The sequence below is a fragment of the Pseudoalteromonas sp. SG41-1 genome (assembly GCF_014164575.1).
GTDB classification, from domain to species: Bacteria; Pseudomonadota; Gammaproteobacteria; order Enterobacterales; family Alteromonadaceae; genus Pseudoalteromonas; species Pseudoalteromonas rhizosphaerae.
The window spans coordinates 17744-39001 of the sequence record NZ_JACJFL010000006.1 but is presented as its reverse complement, the minus strand read 5'-3'; the positions used below and the strand labels follow the sequence as shown (position 1 = coordinate 39001).

Sequence of the window (21258 nt, the reverse complement as noted above, 5' to 3'; positions counted from 1 at the left end):
ACCACGCCTTAAATACGTTGTGTATTGACTATGCTATTTTCTGTACCAAAACTGTTTGCTATGTATCCATCGGCATGATGGTCATTGTCCCAAATAGTACCATTAACTAAATACCGAAAATGAAACTGTTGATCGTTCGGTAATCGCTGCTTGAGCTTAAAACATTGTTCTTTTTTATTAAACTTCATTGCAACAGGTTGCCAATCAGTAAATTCAGCGACTAACTGAACTTGCTCAGCCTGAGGATGCTGAAATTCAAATGTTACTTCAGCTTCGTTTTTAGTTTTAAAAAATCGTTTACTTAACATATTGGGCTCCAAACTAAACCTTAAGGTCAATTAATCCTTGCCACAGAAGTGCGTTCAACTACTCAACATACGCAGGGCTGTAAAATATTATTAGTGCGTGTTGACCTTTCAGAGTCAAAATCTTCAACCTTTAGGCTGTGTGTTCGATCGGTATACTACGTTATCGCACAATTTATGTAGATAAAACACTACTATGTGCTCTGTCTAGCATAAAAACCAAACATACTGCGGTAAAAGTAAACTCAAAAAATAAACACGCTCTAGTTAAACAAAGTTATATTTATGCTTTATGACAGTGCGATTAAATAAACATTGCACCAAATGTGTGCAAATAAAGCAAAAAACACTCACTTTATGATTACCATCTTAATGACAGCAAGAACTAAACCAAGTTAATCACTGTCTGAATTGTGACCTTTAAAGTAGTTAACAAATAACCACTGGTAAAGTGAATTTATTTAATAGTTGAATTGAGTAAACGCTCAAAAAATACTGATAAAATAACATCTAACTGAAAAGATGTTCCTTATTCAGGGGCGTTATTAAAGAAATGTTTTGTCAGTTAGTCTTACAAACTATATACTGAAAAAAATGTGTAATACCTAATAACAAATTCATATAATTAGGATAAAATGGTTTAATGGAATGACTAAACTTTTTCGCTTACTCAGTATTGCCTTTATTGCTATATTTATTTTTTGCTTTAGCATGAATATTTTATTAACGAAACAAGTCAATACCATTAATCCGCAACAATCTAGTATTGCCACTCGCGCTTTTGATACTGCTACCACCCAACTAACGATGCCCTCTTGGTATAACCCGATATTAAATGGCCACTATATAGTTAGCAAAGACGGTACTGATTACTTACTAATTAGAGCAACAGATACACAGTTTATTACCGCTCAAGCATCATCCATCATCAATGCCACTATTTTATCACCTGTAAACTTTATTCTACTGATTTTAATAGGTTTATTTTTAACATGGTATTTTGGTAAACAATTAAACATAAAGCGTGAAAAACAGCTGATAGAACAACTTAATATACAAACAAAAAAAGTTATCGAATCATTTAATATTCAACTTCCTGAACTTGAGCATGCGACAGAAGTAACTCGTTTAAGCCAAGCAATTAATGCATTAACCAGCCATGTAGCTAATTATGCCCGTGAAACTCAAACCAGCATTTGCCAAGATAAATTGACTTTGTTGATTGACCGTCATGCTTATATCGAGCACCTAGATCGCCAACTCAACGGTGCTGAACTAAAAAATATTCACTGTGCCTTGTTATTTATTGATTTAGATGGCTTTAAGCAAGTGAATGACTCTTTTGGCCACAGTTTTGGTGATGAAGTATTGATTCAAGTAGCCGAACGCCTGGCTAGCGTATTACGCCATCATAAGCTTAATGATATCAATCCCACCAGTCTATTAGAGCAAAATTTAGCGCGTTTAGGGGGCGATGAGTTCTCTATTTTCATTAATAATATTGATTGCAACTCTAAAAGCTTAGATGTGGCACAGCATGTACTAAACGAAATAGAGCGGGACTTTGTTCTGGGTAATAAACTAATTAAGATCAGTGCCAGTGTCGGTATTGCTGTTTATCCTGAAAGTGCATCAACTCCTCATGCTTTGTTGCAAATGGCGGATGTTGCTATGTATCGTGCTAAAACCGATGGGCGTGGTATTTTTAAAGTCTATTCGCCAGAAATGGGTAATAAAATGCGTCGCTACCATTACTTACTCGAAGAGCTGCGTTTAGCCATTGCGTGTCATAATTTTCATTTATCATTTCAGCCTATTGTGCATGTTGAAGATTGCGCCATTGATTACTTCGAAGCGTTAGTGCGCTGGGACCATCCTGTTGAGGGGGCTATTTCTCCAGTGGAGTTTATTCCGATTGCAGAAGAATCAAACCTTATATTAGAGCTTGGTGATTGGATAATGCTAGAATCATGTCGACAAATGGCAGCTTGGCACAATGCTGGTATGCGCAAAGTTAAAATCTCAGTTAATGTCTCTGGCATTCAACTCAAACATCGCCCAATTCATGAATGGGTAATGAAAAAACTAGCCAAGACAGGGCTACCGCCCACTTCATTGATGTTAGAGATCACTGAATCGACATTGATCACCGCTAGCAACACTATCATTAATGAATTAGAGAAATTGCGTAAAGAAGGCGTCACTATTGCAATAGATGACTTTGGTACCGGTTTTAGCTCATTAAGTACCTTAGCTGATCTACCTATTGACGTAATCAAGATTGATAGATTATTCATAGCGCAAGCTAATGAAAACCCGAAATATAACAAAATATTAAATTCAATCAGTGAATTAGGTACTAAGCTTGGGCTTAAAATCGTTGCTGAAGGAGTTGAAGAAATCGCCCAGTTTGAATTAGTGAAACGCATGGGAATTAGCAGCGTACAAGGGTATTTAGTTAGTCGTCCGCAGTCATCTGTGAATGTTGGCAGTAAGGTACTACAAGGGAATGTTAATCATATCGCCGCGACGGGCACTGGCGTATGGAGCCTCGAAACTTAATGATTATTCATTTATAGTCTTATTGGCATGGAAATTTACCTTAAAATAGATAATAATACTCAATAACTTAGTATCAGATTCTACTTCCTCCATGCTTAAAAAAAGTCTCTTTTCCTTAATCTCAATCGTAATTTTAATTAGTGTTATTCTTACTAGCATGTCAATTTATACCTTATACAGCAAAAAGAAACTCAGTGTTGATCCTAAACTAAAAGAAATATCGGGGATCGAATTTGATAAATTCAAGCGCTTATGGGCAATAAATGATGGCGGTAATGAAGCAAAACTTTATCGTCTCAACGAGGACGGCTCTATCGCCAAAGAGGTACTGGTTACTAATGCAAAAAACATTGATTGGGAAGATATGACTCAGAATGATTTTGGGCACTTCTTTTTAGGAGACTTTGGTAATAATAATCAAGAACGTAAATGGCTCACTATTTATAAAATAGAAAATCCCATCGACATTAAAACTGATACCACCGAAGCTGAAATTATCAAGTTCACTTATCCAGAACTCGACGGTAGCCCTATCACTCCAGATAAACGAAACTTTGACCTAGAAGCATTTGTAGCCTTTGGCCGCCACTTATATTTGTTTACTAAAAACCGTACGGAACCGTTTGATGGGATTACAAATTTGTATAAAGTTGGCGATCATGCAGCGAATTTTGATGCGCAGTTAATAGATTCCTTTAAAACTTGTACAACGATGGAAAAGCTCTGTTGGATAACTTCAGCGGCACTTAGCCCCGATCGTACAAAGTTAGTATTACTAGATTCAACAAGCATTTGGTTATTTGAAAACTTTACTGGTGATAAGTTTTTCTCAGGAGACGTATCGCGGATAGATTTGGGTATTGTGACTCAAAAAGAAGCGATTACATTTTATGATGAAAATACCATTGTATTTACCGATGAAGAATTTAAAGGAATTGGCGGTAACGCCTATGTCATTAAACTCGATGAAGTAAAAAAAACCATCATTAAGAAAGTACCAACGGCGTCAGATTAAAATAAATCTATATCAGTGCTTTTGTCGTTTGAGTTAATTAAGTTATTTTCCATTAACTGTTCATAAAAGCACAGCCTATTGCGACCATTTTCTTTTGCATAATAAAGTGCCTTATCCACATTTTCCAATACAGTAATAGGGAAATCATAAGGACTGATACGACACATGCCTATACTTACAGTCATATTTTCAACAAATGGAAAATGAGTGTCTCTGATCATCTCCATAAACTCATTCATTTTCTTTTCGATAGATTCAAAGTTAGTAGGTTCAAACACTATCACAAATTCCTCACCACCAAAGCGAAAAATCAAGTCTGTTGAACGCAGGAAGTGACGCATTTTTTGTGCAAGTAACAATAAAACCTCATCACCACAAACATGACCAAAGCTATCATTAATTTTTTTGAAATGATCAATATCAAGCATTGCTAACCAAGATGTTGAACTGAGCTTTCGCTTGCGATTATCATCCGTTTTAACCGTTTTATGCTGTTTAATTACTTGCTTTTCAATTAGCTGCTTTATTTTTTTATCAAATGTTTGCCTATTTAACAGACCAGTCAGTTGATCCCGTTCATTCTCATGCAAGATAAATAAATAATTTTCATAAATACGGCAAAAGGCATTAAGCAAAACCTGATCCGAGCTTTTTAAACCTTTGCAAACAACAGCAATTGCACCTATCGGCTTTTCTTGCAAAGATATTGGTAACCAACGTTTCTCGATACCATCAGCAGACTGTACAGTAATAATGCAAGCTGAGCGCAAACATGACAACAGTTCAGCCTCTGGTGAATCAACAACTTGACGTTGCGCCCACTCAAACTGATTACCATTGATTACTTTTAACGATATACTGCGCTCAATCGTTAAATCACTTTGCACGTCTAAATCCTTATAAACTACAATTTCTGTACAACCAACAAATTCTTGGATCGTCGAGATCAAGCTATATTCCAATGAATCTACATCACGGTTTTTGGTTATTTTAATTAGTGAATTTAATAAGTTTTCTTCCATAAGGATCCTGTATTCAAATAACTGAACATTCTTATTATGACTAATTACCCGTATAAAAGATTATAAAAATATAAATCAAACAAAAACGTCAATAAAGTTTGCTCTCATAATTACATTAACGAGTAAGAAAACCCAGTGCTAGTCGTAAGTGTAGTGTGTAAATACTGTTTAGTCACAATAGAAAGTATGACATTCTGTATTTATCGTCAACTTAGCGTTTAAATTTTGTTTCTAAAATAACAGAAGAAGTCGTACGTTCAACTCCATCTAAATTACCAATATCATCGAGTAAATGGCTGAGTTTTTCTAGATTTTGTGCTTGCACAACTGCAATTAAATCAAACTCACCACTGATAGCATACAATTGTGAGATGGCATCAATCTGCTTGAGCTCGAGGTTAGTTTTAGTGGTTAGTTTTTGCTTTACCTTAATCGATACATGGGCCGATACCATGGCACTTAAGTACGCATCGCCATAGTCAACACTGTAGCCCTTTATCACTCCAGTCTCTTCTAGCTTTAACATCCTACTTTGTACAGTTGAGCGTGATAAGTTAAGTGCCCTGGCAAGATCAGAAATACTCGCTCTGGCATTCGTGCGAAGTATAGAAAGTAGCTTTTCGTCTTGTATAGTTATCATATTGATTATTAACCTCGTCATTTTGTATTTTATTTTAATCATTTTTCACAAAATAGCACTGCAAATTTAAGCTTTGAACTCAGATAATAGCGGTAGTAAATAAGAAAAATTATTAAAGCACATTATTGCAGGGTAATAACGGCTTGATTAACCCATCAAATGCAATTTGTTTTTTTTCATATTAAGCCAGAATTAGGTGTAACAAATGCAAGTAACAAGAGAATTATTCAACGACGTAATGGTCCCTAACTATAACCCATCAGAGGTTATTCCGGTGCGTGGCCAAGGTTCTCGTGTTTGGGATCAAAACGATAAAGAATATATCGACTTTGCTGGCGGTATTGCGGTCAACTGTTTAGGTCACTGTCACCCAGCCCTTGTTAATGCGTTAAAAGAGCAAGGCGAAAAAATCTGGCACTTATCAAATGTCATGACTAATGAGCCAGCACTTCGATTAGCTAAAAAAATCACCGACGCAACATTTGCAGACAAAGTTTACTTTGCAAACTCAGGCGCAGAAGCAAATGAAGCAGCGCTAAAACTTGCGCGTCGTTTCGCATTGGATGTACATGGTGCTGATAAAAGCCAAATAATCGCATTTAACAAAGGCTTTCATGGCCGTACCTTTTTTACCGTAACTGTGGGTGGCCAAACCGCATATTCTGACGGTTTTGGTCCTAAACCAGCCGCAATTGATCATTGTGACTACAATGATTTAGCTGCTTTTGAAGCACTGATCAGCGATAAAACCTGTGCCGTAATGATGGAACCTCTGCAAGGTGAAGGCGGCATTATCTCTGCAAATAATGAATTTATCAAAGGTGTGCGTGCTTTGTGTGATAAACACAATGCATTGCTTATTTTTGACGAAGTACAAACGGGTGTAGGCCGTACAGGCTCACTATACGCATACCAAGAATTAGGCGTGACACCAGATATTTTAACAACAGCAAAAGCGTTGGGTGGCGGTTTCCCTATTGGTGCGATGATCACCACTTCTGATATTGCAGCACATCTTAAAGTGGGCACGCATGGTTCAACCTATGGCGGTAACCCGTTAGCGTGTGCAGTGGCAGAAGCGGCATTTGATACCGTGAATACCGAACAAGTACTAAGCGGCGTTAAACAGCGTGAACAGCTTTTCCGTGATGGTTTTGCAGCGATCAACGCAAAATACGACGTATTTAGTGAAGTACGCGGTAAAGGTCTATTATTAGGCGCCGTACTAAACAGCAAGTTTGAAGGGCGCGCTCGCGACTTCTTAGTAGCAAGTACTCAACAAGGGCTAATGAGCTTAGTTGCTGGTACTGATGTCATTCGTTTTACGCCTTCGCTGGTGATCCCACTTGAGGACATTAAAGAAGGTCTAGTGCGCTTTGAAAAAGCCGTAGCAGACGTTGTAAACGGTTAACCTAATTTAACGCCCTGTTTAGGGCGTTAATGGAGCACTTTTAAATGCAAGTATTACGTCCTATAACCGCAAATGATTTTGACTCACTAAAACAAATAGCAATAGAGTCAGGCCATGGTTTTACATCATTACCTGTTGATGATGCCTTGTTGCTAGAGAAAATTGAACGAGCAGAAAGGAGCTTTGCAAAAAACATTAATAAGCCTCAAGACGAGGGCTACCTATTTGTATTAGAAGACAGTGAAACAGGTCAAGTCGTTGGCACTACCGCGATTGAAGCGGCGGTCGGTATGAACGTTCCTTTGTATCACTATCATTTAGGTAAAACGGTTCATCATTCACGCACTCTTAACGTATATAACACCGTTGATATTCTCAGCATGTGTAATGATTACACCGGCTGCTCAGAGATATGCACACTATTTTTACGTGAAGATAGCCGCAAAGGGCTAACAGGACGTTTCTTATCGCGTTCACGCTTTTTGTTTATGGCTCAACACAGTGAGCGTTTTGCCGATACCATCATTGCAGAAATGCGTGGCGTTAGTGACGAAAACGGCCATTCTCCATTTTGGCAATGGCTTGAAGAACATTTTTTCAGTATTGAATTCCCACTAGCCGATCATTTAGTCGGCTTAGGCGATAAAGTATTTATTAGTGAATTAATGCCCAAGTACCCTATTTACGCCAACCTGTTAAGCAAAAAAGCGCAAGCTGTAATTGGTAAAGTACACGAGCACACTAAACCTGCACTAAAATTGCTTGAAAAAGAAGGTTTTGAGCATCGAGGTTACGTTGATTTATTTGATGCTGGGCCAACAGTTGAAGCCAAACTTGGCAATATACGTAGCATCCGTGAATCTCAAGTATGCCCTATTACCATAGGTGAACTTGATCATATTAATCAACAAAGTTCCGACACCTTAGCTATTTGTAATCAAGGCGTGAATGACTTCAGAGCCACTTTCACAAAACATGCACATTATAATCATGCTAAACATACCTTGATTATTAGCAGTGAAGTTGCAAAAGCACTTAAATTAAAACAAGGAGATGCAGCGCGGTTTTTCCGTCTGTAAACCTCTGTAGGAGTTTCTATGAGCGTTAATACGCACAACAGCCAACTAATCAATAACCAATGGCAAACTGGCTTAGGTCATGATTTCTGTTCAATAAACCCAAGTAACGGGGACATTGTTTGGCAAGGTAAAGCGGCAAGTAAAGAACAAGTAGACGCAGCCATTAAATCAGCTCGTCAGGCACACATTACATGGGCAAATACCCCAATTACAGAGCGTATTGCGGTTCTTGAACGTTTTGTCAGCCAGCTAAAAGAAAATAGCGAAGAGTTTGCGACTATCATTGCCCGCGAAACAGGTAAACCACTATGGGAAACACGCACCGAAGTGGCTGCTATGACAGGCAAAGTGGCGATCTCAATAAAAGCTCATAATGAACGAACAGGCACTACTGAAAATCCAATGCCCGGCGCTAAAGCTTTTATTCGTCATAAGCCGCATGGAGTAGTGGCTATTTTTGGCCCTTATAATTTCCCAGGCCACCTCCCTAATGGTCATATAGTACCGGCAATTTTAGCGGGTAATACCGTCGTATTTAAACCATCTGAGCTAACCCCACTTGTTGCTCAATACACACTTGAGTTATGGTTAAAAGCAGGCCTGCCAGCTGGGGTGATCAACCTTATTCAGGGTGAAGTTGACACCGGTATTGCACTTGCTAGCCACCAAGATACCGATGGGTTGTTTTTTACTGGCAGCTCAAACACAGGTCATTTATTACATAAGCAGTTTGCTGGACATCCAGGTAAAATTTTAGCGCTAGAAATGGGGGGGAATAACCCGCTCATAGTTAAAGATGTGGCTGACGTAAATGCTGCCGTGCATGATATTATCCAATCCGGCTTTATAACTTCTGGCCAGCGCTGTACGTGCGCCCGTCGGGTATTTATTGCAAATACAGCTAATGGTAATGCTATTTTAGAAAAGCTGATCACCGCAACTAAAAGTATTAAAGTTGCAGACAGCTTTAGCGAAGAACAACCTTTCATGGGGGCTATGATCAGCGAAAAAGCAGCGCTTGGGATGGTCGCCGCTCAGCAACAATTGATTGATATGGGAGCTGAACCTTTAGTTGAACTAAAACACTTAAAACCAGGCACTGGTTTTGTAAGCCCTGGTATTATCGATGTAACAAATGTGGCCAGCATCGCAGATGAAGAACACTTTGGCCCATTAATTAAAATTTATCGCTATAGCGACTTTGACAGTGCAATTGTGGAAGCGAACAATACCTCATTTGGTTTATCGGCTGGGCTTTTAAGTGACTCAAGTGAAGATTATGAGCACTTCTTAAAACATATTCGCGCCGGTATTGTTAACTGGAATCGCCCAATTACCGGTGCATCAAGTGCCGCGCCATTTGGTGGTATTGGTGCCAGTGGTAACCACAGAGCGAGCGCCTATTACGCCGCAGATTACTGCTCATACCCAGTAGCCTCTGTTGAAGCACCAAGCGTTAGTTTACCAAGTACCCTTGCGCCGGGCTTAATTATTGAATAATCAGTCTGCAGCTTAACGGTTGCAGAAATTAAATTAAGGAATTAAAAATGCACACAGATGTAAATGCCCTTTTTGACAACTTATGGCAAAACTACCTAGCGGTAACACCGTCAGCTGTAAAAGTTCATGAGCTATTAGGCTCGACACAACAAGATGATGTGATCAACGACCATATTGCACTACGCACTTTCAATCATGAAAAAATTGGTCTGGAAAAGTTAGCCGCCCATTTCTTAGCCGTCGGTTATAAAGAATGTGGTGAATATCATTTTGAAGCTAAAAAATTGTATGCTAAACATTATGAGCATACCGATCCAAAGCAACCAAAAGTATTTATTTCTGAATTACTTGTAGAGCAATGTTCTGAGCAACTGCAAAACATCGTTAATGAGCTGGTTGCCAGCATAGATGCAGATGACGTAACCGCAGAAAACTTCTTATACTCAGGCACCCATTGGCAAGTAAGCTCTGAAACTTATAAACAGTTACTGGCTGAAAGCGAATATGCAGCGTGGATGTCAGCATGGGGTTACCGTGCTAATCATTTCACCGTGAACATTAATGAACTTGCCAAATTTGATAAAATTGAAGACGTTAACCAAGCGCTTAAAGATGCCGGTTTTGCCCTTAATATTTCAGGCGGTGAAGTAAAAGGCTCACCTGAGGTATTACTTGAGCAATCATCAACCCTTGCCGATGACTTTGCCGTAGAGTTTAGTGACACGACGATGAGCGTACCTAGTTGTTTTTATGAGTTTGCCCTGCGTTATGCGAAACCTGATGGTGAACTATATACCGGTTTCGTTGCTGCATCGGCCGATAAAATCTTTGAAAGCACCAATGCACGTTAATTAATCTAGATTCAGATCATAAGTGCATGTGTTTAAAGCTGGGTGCTTACTGGCTGATTTCATAAAGTACTTAGCTGTACGATAGAAAAAACGCAGTTGTAATGAACAACTGCGTTTTTATTGTTTTTATACTAGGATTATGAGTCACTATATAAATAGTGGTTTATAGTCGTTTTCTAACTGTTCAAATGACAAATCACCAATAAAACGGCCAAAACTAAGCCACGTTGCTAAACCACGTAAATCTTTAAAATGTGGTGGAACAAACTTAGGGTCTTCAATTACACCTAAATCATGTAATTGCGATATTAGTCTAAAGTCATCAATCGAGATTTTACCCACTAACAGCAAAGGTAATTGATCGATGCGGCCAAGTTGTATCGCAACCCGAATTAAATTGTAAACCAATACAAACCCTTTGATATAAGCGATATCTTTAGTAAATGGCAACCCTGTTGCGGTACTGCCACGAAATACTCGCTGGGCCAATGTATAGCTCTCATCTTTACTCAAGCCTTGAGCAACATAATCACGATATATATCAACAAACTCAGCCCCATCAATTACCTTGGTCACCGCTTGAATACGATTTACTAACTTCGCTAAACGTCGAGGTGTTGATTTAAGGGTGATGATTTCGGTTAGTACTGCCAGCCCCTCTTGTGTCACTGTTGAACTTGGCGTGCCTTTACTTAAACAGGTTAAGTATGGCTGAGCTAAACCATTTTGCGTTGTACCGACGTGGATCCAGCCCTCATGTACTTCTAAAATATCAAGCTCTCGTTGAGAAAACTTTACATCTTGATTTAGCTTAATATTATTAGCACCAGCAGCTGCATCACTGACGATCCCATCACTAATGACCACTTCAACATCGATACCTGGCATGCTTAAACGTACTTGTTCAGCTAGAATCCGAACGGCTTCATCAGCATCTATATTTTTAGGATCATCAGGTAAAATATCGGCCGCTAATAGATTTTTGAGCGGTAACTCAAGCATATTTGCAAGCTCTGATAACGATGGCTCACCGGCATGAAATAAATCTTTTGGATGACCAAACAACTCTACAGATAAATCATGAAATTCAGCAGTGCCACGGTATTCAAGCATACTCAATACCGTTTTGTACTCGCTGCACATTTTACTCATATATTGAGCGATAGGATTGAGTTGCCCAAGCTGGCTAATGATATTACGGTTTAGATCAGAAAATGCTTGGCGTAGCTCGCTAGGTACAAAACCTAGATCCCGTTGCTGATAATAGGCTTTATCAACCAGTGGGTTTTTTTGACATTTTTGTCTAAAAAACTCTTCCTTTATGCTTTTATCCCAATTTATCGCATCTAAGATGCGGATCGGGGTTTGTAGGGCGATTAATCGATCTGATAACTCGCGAGTTTTAAGTAATAACGCCTTATCTATCATGCTCTAAGCTCACTGATGAATGAGCCTAGAGGATAGGCTAGATTTGCTCATTTTCAAAGCAAATTATTACTTACTTTGCAAATTTACAGGGCTAGAAAAATCGCTGATACGATTAACCATGTGTCCATTTTTATAAATGACCAAGGTAGGCACACTACTGATTTTATTATCAATAAATAAATCATTACCGTGATCAATGTACACCGGATGTATGACTTTAAATTTTTCGATATATTCATCAACAGCTGCTTGATCTGTCCATAATTGGCTAACCCTAGCTTCAGTATCAATTCCCTGATTGGTTAATCGATTGATTTGCTTTTGAGCTGCGGCACAGTTTGTTGCCATCTTCGGGCGAGTATCAGCTAAATACCAATCACACCACGTTGCCGTATATAATATTGCTTTTAAGCCAAACTCTGGAATAACTAAAGCAGTCGCAGCTTGCTTATTACCTTCATCTAACAAGCGTGGCTTTGCCACCACGCCGTCATGTGATAATAATCGCAGTGTATTATCAAGTGCTTTATCTGCTTCATGGCCTTGAAAAATAACTTTGCCCGTTTTATCGAGTAATACATGAAAAGGAGTGCCTATAAATTGATAATGCTGAGCAACTTTTGCGGTATGATCACTCATGATCGGCATGGTTAAATTAAACTCTTTTTTAACAGCTGCAACAGCAGTAGGATCATCATTTAGATCAATGTTAATCGCTATTGTATCAATTGTATCTCCATACTGTTCATAGGCCTGCTGAAAGTGTGGCATTTGCTCCATACACGGTTTACACCAAGTCGCCCAAAATTTTAAATACACAGGCTTTTTGCCAACGATTTTATTCAGCTCGAACAGTTCACCCTGTTGGTTTTTTAAAACCAAATTTGACTCATTTGCTAACAAATGTTGACTGCATGAAAAGTACAAAAAGACCCACAACAGCTTAATATATTTAAACTTCATCATTATTATCCCTAAAATAAATTCACCTTAGCATGGTCGCTTTCTCAGCAGATTGTAATTTTGCGACATCGGTGAACTTTTCGATCATTTATCATTACATGGTATAAACTAAATAGAGTTAGGTTTCGTATCAATTTAATTATCAAAGCAACTTTTGGAGTAGTGATGAAAAATGACATCGAAGGAAAACAAATATTAGCTGTCTATGAGCAGATCATCCAACATGGTGATATAAATAATGAAGGGAAACACTATAAAGGATTAACCGCATTTTCAGATATTGATGGTTATACCATTTATCTTAAAGGCAGTGGCGTATTGCTCAGATTTGGTTTTCACAACACCTATCATCTCGATTATGAACATGAGAAGCATAAAGATGACTTCCTTAAAAAGCTGGAAAATATAATCAATGAGGTGTAATTGTGTATAACAGCAAACCCCGCATTCGCCCAGCTAACAAGCACAACCAACATACAGATTTTATAGCCAAGGTTGTGCAAGAATTACGCGACGATGAAAGTAAGCTTGCCATAATTAAAGGTAATCTTGAGGAGTATCGGCAACAACGGTTCCTGAAGCGAGGGTTTTTAACTGCAATCGAACGATTCGACTGGGTGTTTGAAGCTTCTGATAATATTGAAGATATTTGTCAGCAAATCTTAGCGGATGACTATATTGGCCAGCGATTACGTCGCTATCCATTACTTTTCAAAGGAATTCTATAGCCTAATTGACAGTTTATCGTACCCATCTGGTAAACCACCGTTTATTGATGATAATAATGCTTAAAAATGATAGATTGCGGAAATTTTAAATTTTAAGAGCCTTGCTATGTCAAAAGCCGTCGACACTGCCGACTCATCGAGTGAAGAAAAACAATCGGGATTATTTAACCGATTTTTAGCCTCTGTTGAGTTTTTGGGGAATATGTTACCCCACCCAATCACCTTGTTTGCCCTATTTTGTGTGGCCATTATTGTTTTCAGTGGTATTGCTGATTGGTTTGGATTAACTGCAATTGATCCTCGCCCAATTGGCTCCGCAGGTCGTGAAGCTGACGGCGTTATCGAAGTTGTGAGTCTATTAAGTGCTGAAGGCTTACAACGTATCGTCACCGGTCTTGTTACTAATTTTACTAGTTTTGCCCCTTTAGGCACTGTGCTTGTTGCACTATTAGGTGTCAGCGTTGCCGAACATTCAGGGCTATTATCTGCTGCAATGCGTGGCATGGTAATGGGGGCATCAAAACGCTTAGTTACTTTTATGGTGGTATTTGCCGCTATATTATCTAATACCGCATCTGAACTTGGTTATGTTGTATTAATCCCTTTAGCCGCAATGATCTTCCATAGTTTAGGGCGTCATCCTTTAGCCGGCTTAGCCGCTGCTTTTGCTGGTGTATCAGGTGGTTACAGTGCTAATTTATTGTTAGGTACGATTGATCCATTGCTTGCAGGTATTACGACTCCGGCAGCACAAATGATTGATCCAACTTACCAAGTTGGCGCTGAAGCAAACTGGTATTTTATGATGATTTCAGTTTTATTGATTGCCGTATTAGGCACCATCGTTACTGAAAAAATTGTTGAACCCCGCCTTGGTAAATACAACCCCGACGATGCCAGTGCTGATCTGGCGCAGAATAATATAGAAGGCTTAACTGCTAAAGAAAAATCAGGCTTAAAATGGGCTGGATTTTCTTTATTGTTAGTATCACTACTACTTGCTTGGACAATCGTGCCTGCAGATGGCATTTTGCGCCATCCTGAAACAGGCTTATTTGCCCACTCGCCTTTTTCTAAAGGGATTGTGGTATTTATTTTTATTACCTTTGGTATACCAGGTTTCGTTTATGGCCGTGTAGTAGGCACCATGAAAAATGATAAAGACGTGATCAACGCAATGAGCAAAAGTATGAGCTCAATGGGCATGTACATTGTATTAGTATTTTTTGCCGCGCAGTTTGTTGCCTTCTTTAAATGGACTAACTTAGGGACTATTTTAGCCATAAATGGCGCTGCTATGTTACAAGCCCTCAATCTGACTGGTCCTGAAGTATTTGTGTTATTTATATTAATGTGTGCATTAGTTAATCTAAGCTTAGGTTCTTCATCTGCACAATGGGCAATCACTGCGCCAATATTTGTACCTATGCTCATGTTGATTGGCTATGCGCCAGAGACCATTCAGGCGGCTTATCGGATTGGTGATTCTGTCACGAACTTGATCACCCCAATGATGAGTTACTTTGGCTTGATCCTCGCCGTTGCCACTAAATATAAAAAAGACATGGGAATAGGCACTTTAGTCGCCACCATGCTGCCTTATAGTATGATTTTCTTTGTCGGTTGGGTTGCTCTGTTTTATTTGTGGGTGTTTGTATTTGGTCTGCCAGTAGGGCCTGGCTCACCAATTTATTACACACCTTAATAACCGATAAATAATGCCAGCTGTTGCTGGCATTATTATTGAGTAACTCTAACCTGTTTGAAAAACTAAACTATCTGCTTTAATAATAGTAACTACTTATACAATTGCCACATTACTAGCAACTTCAACGAGATCTAAAATTATGAAAATAGTATTTTTTATTATCACTTTAGCATGTTCTTTGATCAGCATAACAAGTTATGCGCAGCCACTCCCATCAGTAAATATAAAGTCCGTTGCATTAACTAATTATGCGAACCCGCAACAACACATCTATACTGCAGGACAACCTTCTAAAGAGCAATTTCAGCAGCTTGCAAAGCAAGGTATAAAGTATGTGATTAATTTACGCGGGGATGGGGAAAATAATTGGGATGAACAGGCTTTAGTGACCAATTTAGGACTGCAATACTTTTCACTGCCCATTTCATCAAGAGCCGATATCAATATTGAAAATGCAAAAAAGCTGCAGCAATTATTAGCGCAAGCATCTGAGAGCCCAACATTACTGCATTGTGCAAGTGGTAACCGAGTTGGTGCACTGATTGCACTTTATAACGCAATAGAGCTTAACCAACCAATTGAAAAAGCGATTGAAACAGGTAAGCAATGGGGCTTACAAGGTCTTGAACCTGTGGTAAGAGACGCCATAGCAACCTATAAAATAAAAGAGCATTAAAATAACACGTTAGCTATGTTAAAATGTTTAACTATTTTGTTTAACTTTAAATGGATTTAACAATGAAAAATATCTTTCTGTTACTCAGTTTATTCTGCACTTGTAGCTACGCGATAGAATTACAAAAATATCCTCTTGTACTTGAGTCATCAAGTGGCGAGCAAGTGACTATTATTAATACCCTTGATAACAGCCAAGCATTGGTCAAAGTCGTTGGGGTAAATAGTCCTATTGACGAAGTGGTTTTTTTAACCGCTCTGAAACCTCACGGAAGTATACAAGCTTACAAATACACGTTTGACGGGGAACAGCGAGCACTCGTCACGAAAGAGCCAGGTTATAGCTGTTGTAGCTACACACTATATTTGCCAAATAGCCGCCAAGCAATTTATTTGAGTGAACTAAAAGATAAGCGAGCAAAAGGAATAAGCGAAGATACCTATGCACAATATATAAGCCAACTTGAGCAAGGTATTCAGTTAAAACTAGCTAAGTTTGATCGCGATAATGCAATTAAACAATCACAAATCGCACTTACTGACGCTAGTAAAGAGCTAAATTTACAGTGTGAGAAAGACATAGCCACCTCAGTAAATTGGCAAGCACTTGATGATAAAACCTTACAAACTTATGCCGTTGGCGCATATTGTGCACAAGTAGCCAACTCATTAGCAAAGCAATGCCAACAATCAGCTAAATTTAAAGCTAAAGTACAACAATTTAATCAGGTTGATTGTGAATTTAGTAATGAACTAAAACTGCGTCATACCGACTCATTAATCAAATTTACTACAGCGCCAAAAGCACCAAACCAACAACTGTTTGTTGATGCATATTTTCGTAATTTATAGCAATAAAAAAAGCCCTTAGTTAAATACTAAGGGCTTTTTTAAAATGTAATTTAAAGCTGCCATGCATAACTTAATTTAGTAAAGAAAGTACGTTGATCGCGTTCTATACTTTTTAATGAGTCATCTTGATAGCCTTTATCTGAATAACCCAAGTAAAATAATGTTTGTGCGTTAATTTTATATGAGTAAACAAGCTGACTGCCATAATCTCGGTTGATGTGATTTACAGCAAAGTAATAAGCATTTTGATTTCGGTCGATATCTTCAAACTGTAAAATCAGTTTCAGCATCGAGCGCATATTAAATTTATAATAAATTCGTAAATCGGTTAGATTCGCTGTAAATACATTTTCACCTTGTGGGTTATCTAAACGGCTATAACTGTGTTCAAGCTGTAGTTGCCAATGATCATTGATGTCCCAGGTAAGTTCTGGCTCTAGAGTAAATAAATCACCTAACTGCTCATTACTGTAATCTATTTTACTACCAAACTCACTATAGAGCGTAATACGTAAATCTTTGCTTGGGTTAAAACCACCATAAATAAAGCCGATATTTTGATTATAAAAATCATCTTTATAGCTCTCATTACGATGGATCAAACCAAACTCTAAAGATGACTGTAATTGGCCTTTTAAAAAAATATACCCTTCGTACTCTTCTTCAAGCAAGCTACCATCTTGCGCCCAGGTTTTGTCCCAATCAACATTATAAGAATATTCGGTTATCATCTCACTTGCGTCTAAGTACCAAGTTTGCCCGCCGCCTAGTAACACTTTTTTATAATCTACTTTTCCTTGATAGCCAACATCGGTACGATAATCCTCACCAATATCTTCGTAACTGGCAAGTAGCTTATAATCCCGTTTCTCGCGAGCAAACTCGATCTTATAAGCTTGATCAGATTGATTTTTCTCCAAGCCATAATTATCAGTTAAAAAAGCGGAGTTTTTAGTATCAGAGGTAGCAACTTGATACAACACACTATCTGTTTGATTAAACCAATAACTACCATCTACCGACAGTACGGTATTGTGATAGTCATTCGCTTCACGGTGGGTGCTCATCACCCCAATAGTGCCCTGCTCGCCAATGTCGTATTGATATCGGCCAACCGCTGACTTTGATTTTTCAGCTAAATTAGCAAAGCCAGAACCTTGGTTAGTCGGTAAAAAAAGACTGGTATTTTCATCATCGGCATACATAAAAGCATAACTATGTGCATCTGTTTTACCGGTTATTTTGGCGCCAATTTCAGGCTCGGCAATTGTACGAGTATATAAAAGCTCAAATAAACTGCTTTTGAAATACGATGCACCATCTAAAAAGAACGGGCGTTTCTCAGCATAATAAATAGAGTATGTGGTATTGACATCCAACTCTAAACTATCGGTCTCTACTTGCGAGAAATCGGGATTAATTGTGGCATTAATAACCGCATCTTGGCTGATCCCCCAACGTAAATCGAGTCCAGCTTCAGTCTCAATATCACCATTTTGCCAATCCCCTGGTACAGCCTCTTTCACATCATTGCGAAGAGCGGTCAAGGTCGGTGTTAATTGAATATTTTTGCTCGGCTCCATGGCATTAAAGCCTGTTATTTTATCAAACTGGCAAAAACTGCATTTCACGTCGCGGTCAAAACCTACATTGGATAATTGATATAAAACATCTCGAGGATAATTACGCCACAGCGCAAACCCCCATGTCATATCGGCTTTATTTTTAGGAAAACGCAATGCAGTGAACGGGATGCGCATCTCTACGGTATAACCTTGGTCAGTTATTTGCCCTGCACTGTCCCAAATCGCATCCCACGATGGGTCTTCAGTCCAGCCATCGGTATCGGTCATGCGCATATCACCTTGTGCACCGAGTGGATTTACGTAAAACTCATAACCTGTTCGCTCATCGTTAAAAGTATCAATCATCAATGCGACATTATCATCCGACCATAATGTATCGCGATCTCGAAGTGCTGCACGTATTTGACTGGGATCATTATCATAAGCAACAAAACCAAGATATAAATAGTTGCCATCTTCATAGATATAAGCGTCTGTTTTTACAGGTGGTATGCCTTTTTCGTTGGGTTCATTTTGATAGCGTAAAGGGATTAAAGTGGCTTGTTGCCAGTGCGGTTCGCTCAACTGCCCATCAAGATCAATACCTTGATCAATGTGCGCTAAACTAAATTGTTGTTGCTCAGCGTGTGCAAACGTACTACATAAAGCGAAAGCTAAAACCCAGACAGGTAAAGTTATTAATTTTATATACTGCATAAACATCCATTTAATACTCAGTTACTCGGATGAGTAAGTTAAGTAGCAATTGTAATTCACGCAGGTACATTTGTTAATAGTTTGATTGTAAAAATGTTATTTTAATTAACTAATCAAGACAAAAAGCTGAGATTTTAGGTCTCAATTAACTTTAATTTATCGGCCACACCATTCCAGGTATCGGCATCTTCAGGGGCTGGTTTTACATCAGTGATACGCGGCCAAATAAGAGCAAGTTCGGTATTCAGTTCGGTGAATTCTTGTTGCGAATCAGGTAATTCATCTTCTTGATAAATTGCTTCAGCGGGGCATTCTGGAACACATAAACCACAATCAATACAATCAATCGGACTGATCGCCAAGAAATTAGGGCCTTCATAAAACGCATCTGCTGGACACACTGCTACACAGTCAGTGTATTTACACTTTATACAGTTTTCAGTGACTACAAATGCCATTTTAACGTTTGCCTAACATATCTTAATACAGCTGGAGATCATACCCAACCACAGCCAAAATACAATAAATAATCGCTGCCATCGAGGCATAAATTAACGTAAAATAGTCCGTTATTGTGAGCAACTCGCGTCAGCGACTGCTAAGACACCTAACAGAGACTAAATATGATACGTTTAACAGAAATTAAGCTGCCACTTGATCATGGCGAAGATGCCATAAAGCAAGCAATTATAACTAAACTTGGCATTGATAACAGCCAACTCCATAGCTTTAATGTCTTTAAACGTGGTTACGATGCCCGTAAAAAAACCGCCATTTTACTTATTTATACCCTCGACATTGAGGTTGATAATGAAGCGCAATTATTAATTCAGTTTGCTAAAGACCAACATGTAAAACCAGCCCCTGACACCAGCTATAAATTTGTTGCTCAAGCACCAGCAACAATTCAAGAACGTCCTGTGGTAATAGGCTTTGGCCCTTGTGGACTGTTTGCTGGTTTAATACTGGCGCAAATGGGATTTAAACCCATTATTTTAGAACGTGGAAAAGAAGTACGTGAACGTACCAAAGACACTTTCGGTTTTTGGCGAAAACGTACTCTAAATACCGAGTCAAACGTGCAATTTGGTGAAGGCGGCGCAGGAACATTCTCTGACGGAAAACTTTACAGCCAAGTTAAAGATCCAAAGCATTATGGTCGTAAAGTAATCACTGAATTTGTAGCTGCGGGCGCACCAGAAGAAATTATGTATGTCAGCAAACCGCATATTGGTACTTTTAAGCTGGTTACGATGATTGAAAAAATGCGTGCAAGTATTGAAGCGCTCGGCGGTGAAATTCGTTTTAGCACCCGCGTTGATGACATCCTACTTGATGATGGCCAAGTAACAGGACTGAAATTATCCTCCGGTGAACAACTTGATACCCGTCATGTTGTGCTTGCGGTAGGTCACAGCGCACGTGATACATTTAAAATGGTATACGATAAAGGGATTTACGTTGAAGCAAAACCGTTTTCAGTTGGTTTTAGAATTGAGCACAAACAATCTATGATCGATGAATGCCGTTTTGGTGATAATGCTGGTAACCCGATTCTTGGCTCTGCAGATTACAAACTGGTTCACCATTGTCACAGCGGCCGTACTGTTTACAGTTTTTGTATGTGCCCAGGCGGTACTGTGGTTGCAGCAACCTCTGAAGAAGGTCGCGTGGTAACGAATGGCATGAGTCAGTATTCTCGCAGCGAACGCAACGCTAACAGTGCCATTGTTGTGGGGATTTCTCCTGAAGAAGATTTCCCAGGTCATCCATTAGCCGGTATTGATCTGCAGCGAAAACTAGAAGAGCAAGCCTTTGAACTAGGTGGTAGTAATTACGATGCACCAGCACAGTTAATTGGCGACTTCTTAAAAGGTAAAGATTCAAGTGACTTAGGCGATGTAAAGCCTTCATACACACCAGGTATCAAACTCACTGATCTAGCAAATGTGTTACCTAAATATGCAATTGATGCCATTCGTGAAGCAATTCCTGCATTTAATAAGCAAATTCGTGGTTTTTCATCAAACGATGGCTTATTAACTGGCGTTGAAACCCGTACTTCATCACCAATTTGCATTAAACGAGATAAAAGCATGCAAAGTATCAATACCCAAGGCCTATACCCTGCCGGTGAAGGTGCGGGTTATGCAGGTGGTATTCTTTCCGCAGGCATTGACGGTATAAAGGCCGCTGAAGCATTAGCGTTATCTATGCTTGAGAAAAATAGCTAAGTA

Annotated in this window: 19 protein-coding genes; 12 read left to right on the top strand and 7 right to left on the bottom strand. The window is 38.9% G+C overall.

The window, feature by feature from the left end:
- Positions 1-8 precede the first annotated feature (8 nt).
- A complete protein-coding gene (locus H5203_RS06150; protein WP_145235928.1) occupies positions 9-308 on the bottom strand; it encodes an isoamylase early set domain-containing protein in 300 nt (99 codons plus the stop codon).
- Between the two features lie 645 nt (positions 309-953).
- On the opposite strand from H5203_RS06150, the gene H5203_RS06145 reads away from it, so the two are divergent.
- Together H5203_RS06145 and H5203_RS06140 are read left to right on the top strand one after the other, a co-directional pair.
- The gene (locus H5203_RS06145) at positions 954-2867 is read left to right on the top strand and encodes a bifunctional diguanylate cyclase/phosphodiesterase (RefSeq protein WP_182819494.1); all 1914 of its coding nucleotides are present in this window, start codon (positions 954-956) and stop codon (positions 2865-2867) included.
- A 91-nt stretch (positions 2868-2958) separates the two neighbouring features.
- Positions 2959-3882: a hypothetical protein gene (locus tag H5203_RS06140; protein WP_182819493.1), complete on the top strand. Its 924-nt coding sequence runs from the start codon at positions 2959-2961 to the stop codon at positions 3880-3882.
- Here H5203_RS06140 and H5203_RS06135 read toward each other — a convergent pair.
- Positions 3879-4904 (bottom strand): GGDEF domain-containing protein, encoded by a 1026-nt coding sequence (locus H5203_RS06135; RefSeq protein ID WP_182819492.1) that lies wholly within the window; start codon positions 4902-4904, stop codon positions 3879-3881. The two genes, H5203_RS06140 and H5203_RS06135, sit on opposite strands and share 4 nt — an antisense overlap.
- 211 nt (positions 4905-5115) lie before the next feature.
- Positions 5116-5544 (bottom strand): Lrp/AsnC family transcriptional regulator, encoded by a 429-nt coding sequence (locus tag H5203_RS06130; protein WP_145235943.1) that lies wholly within the window; start codon positions 5542-5544, stop codon positions 5116-5118.
- A 205-nt stretch (positions 5545-5749) separates the two neighbouring features.
- On the opposite strand from H5203_RS06130, the gene H5203_RS06125 reads away from it, so the two are divergent.
- The 4 genes from H5203_RS06125 to H5203_RS06110 are packed head-to-tail and all read left to right on the top strand — an operon-like array spanning position 5750 to position 10385.
- Entirely contained in the window at positions 5750-6955 is a 1206-nt protein-coding gene (locus H5203_RS06125) for an aspartate aminotransferase family protein (RefSeq protein ID WP_145235948.1), read from the top strand.
- Positions 6956-6999: 44 nt separating this feature from the next.
- Positions 7000-8034 carry an arginine N-succinyltransferase gene (gene astA, locus H5203_RS06120; protein WP_149980153.1) on the top strand — a complete coding sequence of 345 codons (1035 nt, stop codon included), beginning with the start codon at positions 7000-7002 and terminating at the stop codon, positions 8032-8034.
- Positions 8035-8052: 18 nt separating this feature from the next.
- Positions 8053-9534, top strand: a complete 1482-nt coding sequence (gene astD, locus H5203_RS06115) for a succinylglutamate-semialdehyde dehydrogenase (RefSeq protein WP_182819491.1) — start codon at positions 8053-8055, stop codon at positions 9532-9534.
- A 47-nt stretch (positions 9535-9581) separates the two neighbouring features.
- Positions 9582-10385 carry a DUF1338 domain-containing protein gene (locus tag H5203_RS06110; protein ID WP_182819490.1) on the top strand — a complete coding sequence of 268 codons (804 nt, stop codon included), beginning with the start codon at positions 9582-9584 and terminating at the stop codon, positions 10383-10385.
- A gap of 147 nt (positions 10386-10532) precedes the next feature.
- Here the strand turns inward: H5203_RS06110 and H5203_RS06105 are convergent, their stop codons facing one another.
- Both H5203_RS06105 and H5203_RS06100 read right to left on the bottom strand, forming a co-directional pair.
- Complete coding sequence (locus H5203_RS06105; RefSeq protein ID WP_145235968.1) at positions 10533-11813, bottom strand: flavohemoglobin expression-modulating QEGLA motif protein; 1281 nt, start codon at positions 11811-11813, stop codon at positions 10533-10535.
- Between the two features lie 66 nt (positions 11814-11879).
- Entirely contained in the window at positions 11880-12779 is a 900-nt protein-coding gene (locus H5203_RS06100; RefSeq protein WP_182819489.1) for a redoxin family protein, read from the bottom strand.
- Positions 12780-12941: 162 nt separating this feature from the next.
- Here H5203_RS06100 and H5203_RS06095 point away from each other — a divergent pair, with 162 nt between their 5' ends.
- From H5203_RS06095 to H5203_RS06075, 5 genes are all read left to right on the top strand, one after another.
- Positions 12942-13199, top strand: a complete 258-nt coding sequence (locus H5203_RS06095; RefSeq protein ID WP_182819488.1) for a DUF3081 family protein — start codon at positions 12942-12944, stop codon at positions 13197-13199.
- A gap of 2 nt (positions 13200-13201) precedes the next feature.
- Positions 13202-13504: a hypothetical protein gene (locus H5203_RS06090; RefSeq protein WP_182731582.1), complete on the top strand. Its 303-nt coding sequence runs from the start codon at positions 13202-13204 to the stop codon at positions 13502-13504.
- A 106-nt stretch (positions 13505-13610) separates the two neighbouring features.
- Entirely contained in the window at positions 13611-15209 is a 1599-nt protein-coding gene (locus tag H5203_RS06085; RefSeq protein ID WP_182731581.1) for an AbgT family transporter, read from the top strand.
- 142 nt (positions 15210-15351) lie between these two features.
- Complete coding sequence (locus H5203_RS06080) at positions 15352-15888, top strand: fused DSP-PTPase phosphatase/NAD kinase-like protein (RefSeq protein ID WP_145235990.1); 537 nt, start codon at positions 15352-15354, stop codon at positions 15886-15888.
- 62 nt (positions 15889-15950) lie between these two features.
- Entirely contained in the window at positions 15951-16739 is a 789-nt protein-coding gene (locus tag H5203_RS06075; RefSeq protein ID WP_182819487.1) for a hypothetical protein, read from the top strand.
- A 50-nt stretch (positions 16740-16789) separates the two neighbouring features.
- On the opposite strand, the gene H5203_RS06070 is transcribed toward H5203_RS06075, so the two are convergent.
- Both H5203_RS06070 and fdxA read right to left on the bottom strand, forming a co-directional pair.
- A complete protein-coding gene (locus tag H5203_RS06070) occupies positions 16790-19021 on the bottom strand; it encodes a carbohydrate binding family 9 domain-containing protein (protein ID WP_182819486.1) in 2232 nt (743 codons plus the stop codon).
- Between the two features lie 134 nt (positions 19022-19155).
- Entirely contained in the window at positions 19156-19479 is a 324-nt protein-coding gene (fdxA, locus tag H5203_RS06065; RefSeq protein ID WP_182819485.1) for a ferredoxin FdxA, read from the bottom strand.
- A 165-nt stretch (positions 19480-19644) separates the two neighbouring features.
- Between fdxA and H5203_RS06060 the strand changes: the two genes are divergently transcribed.
- Positions 19645-21255 (top strand): NAD(P)/FAD-dependent oxidoreductase, encoded by a 1611-nt coding sequence (locus H5203_RS06060; protein ID WP_149980145.1) that lies wholly within the window; start codon positions 19645-19647, stop codon positions 21253-21255.
- The last annotated feature ends 3 nt before the right edge of the window (positions 21256-21258 follow it).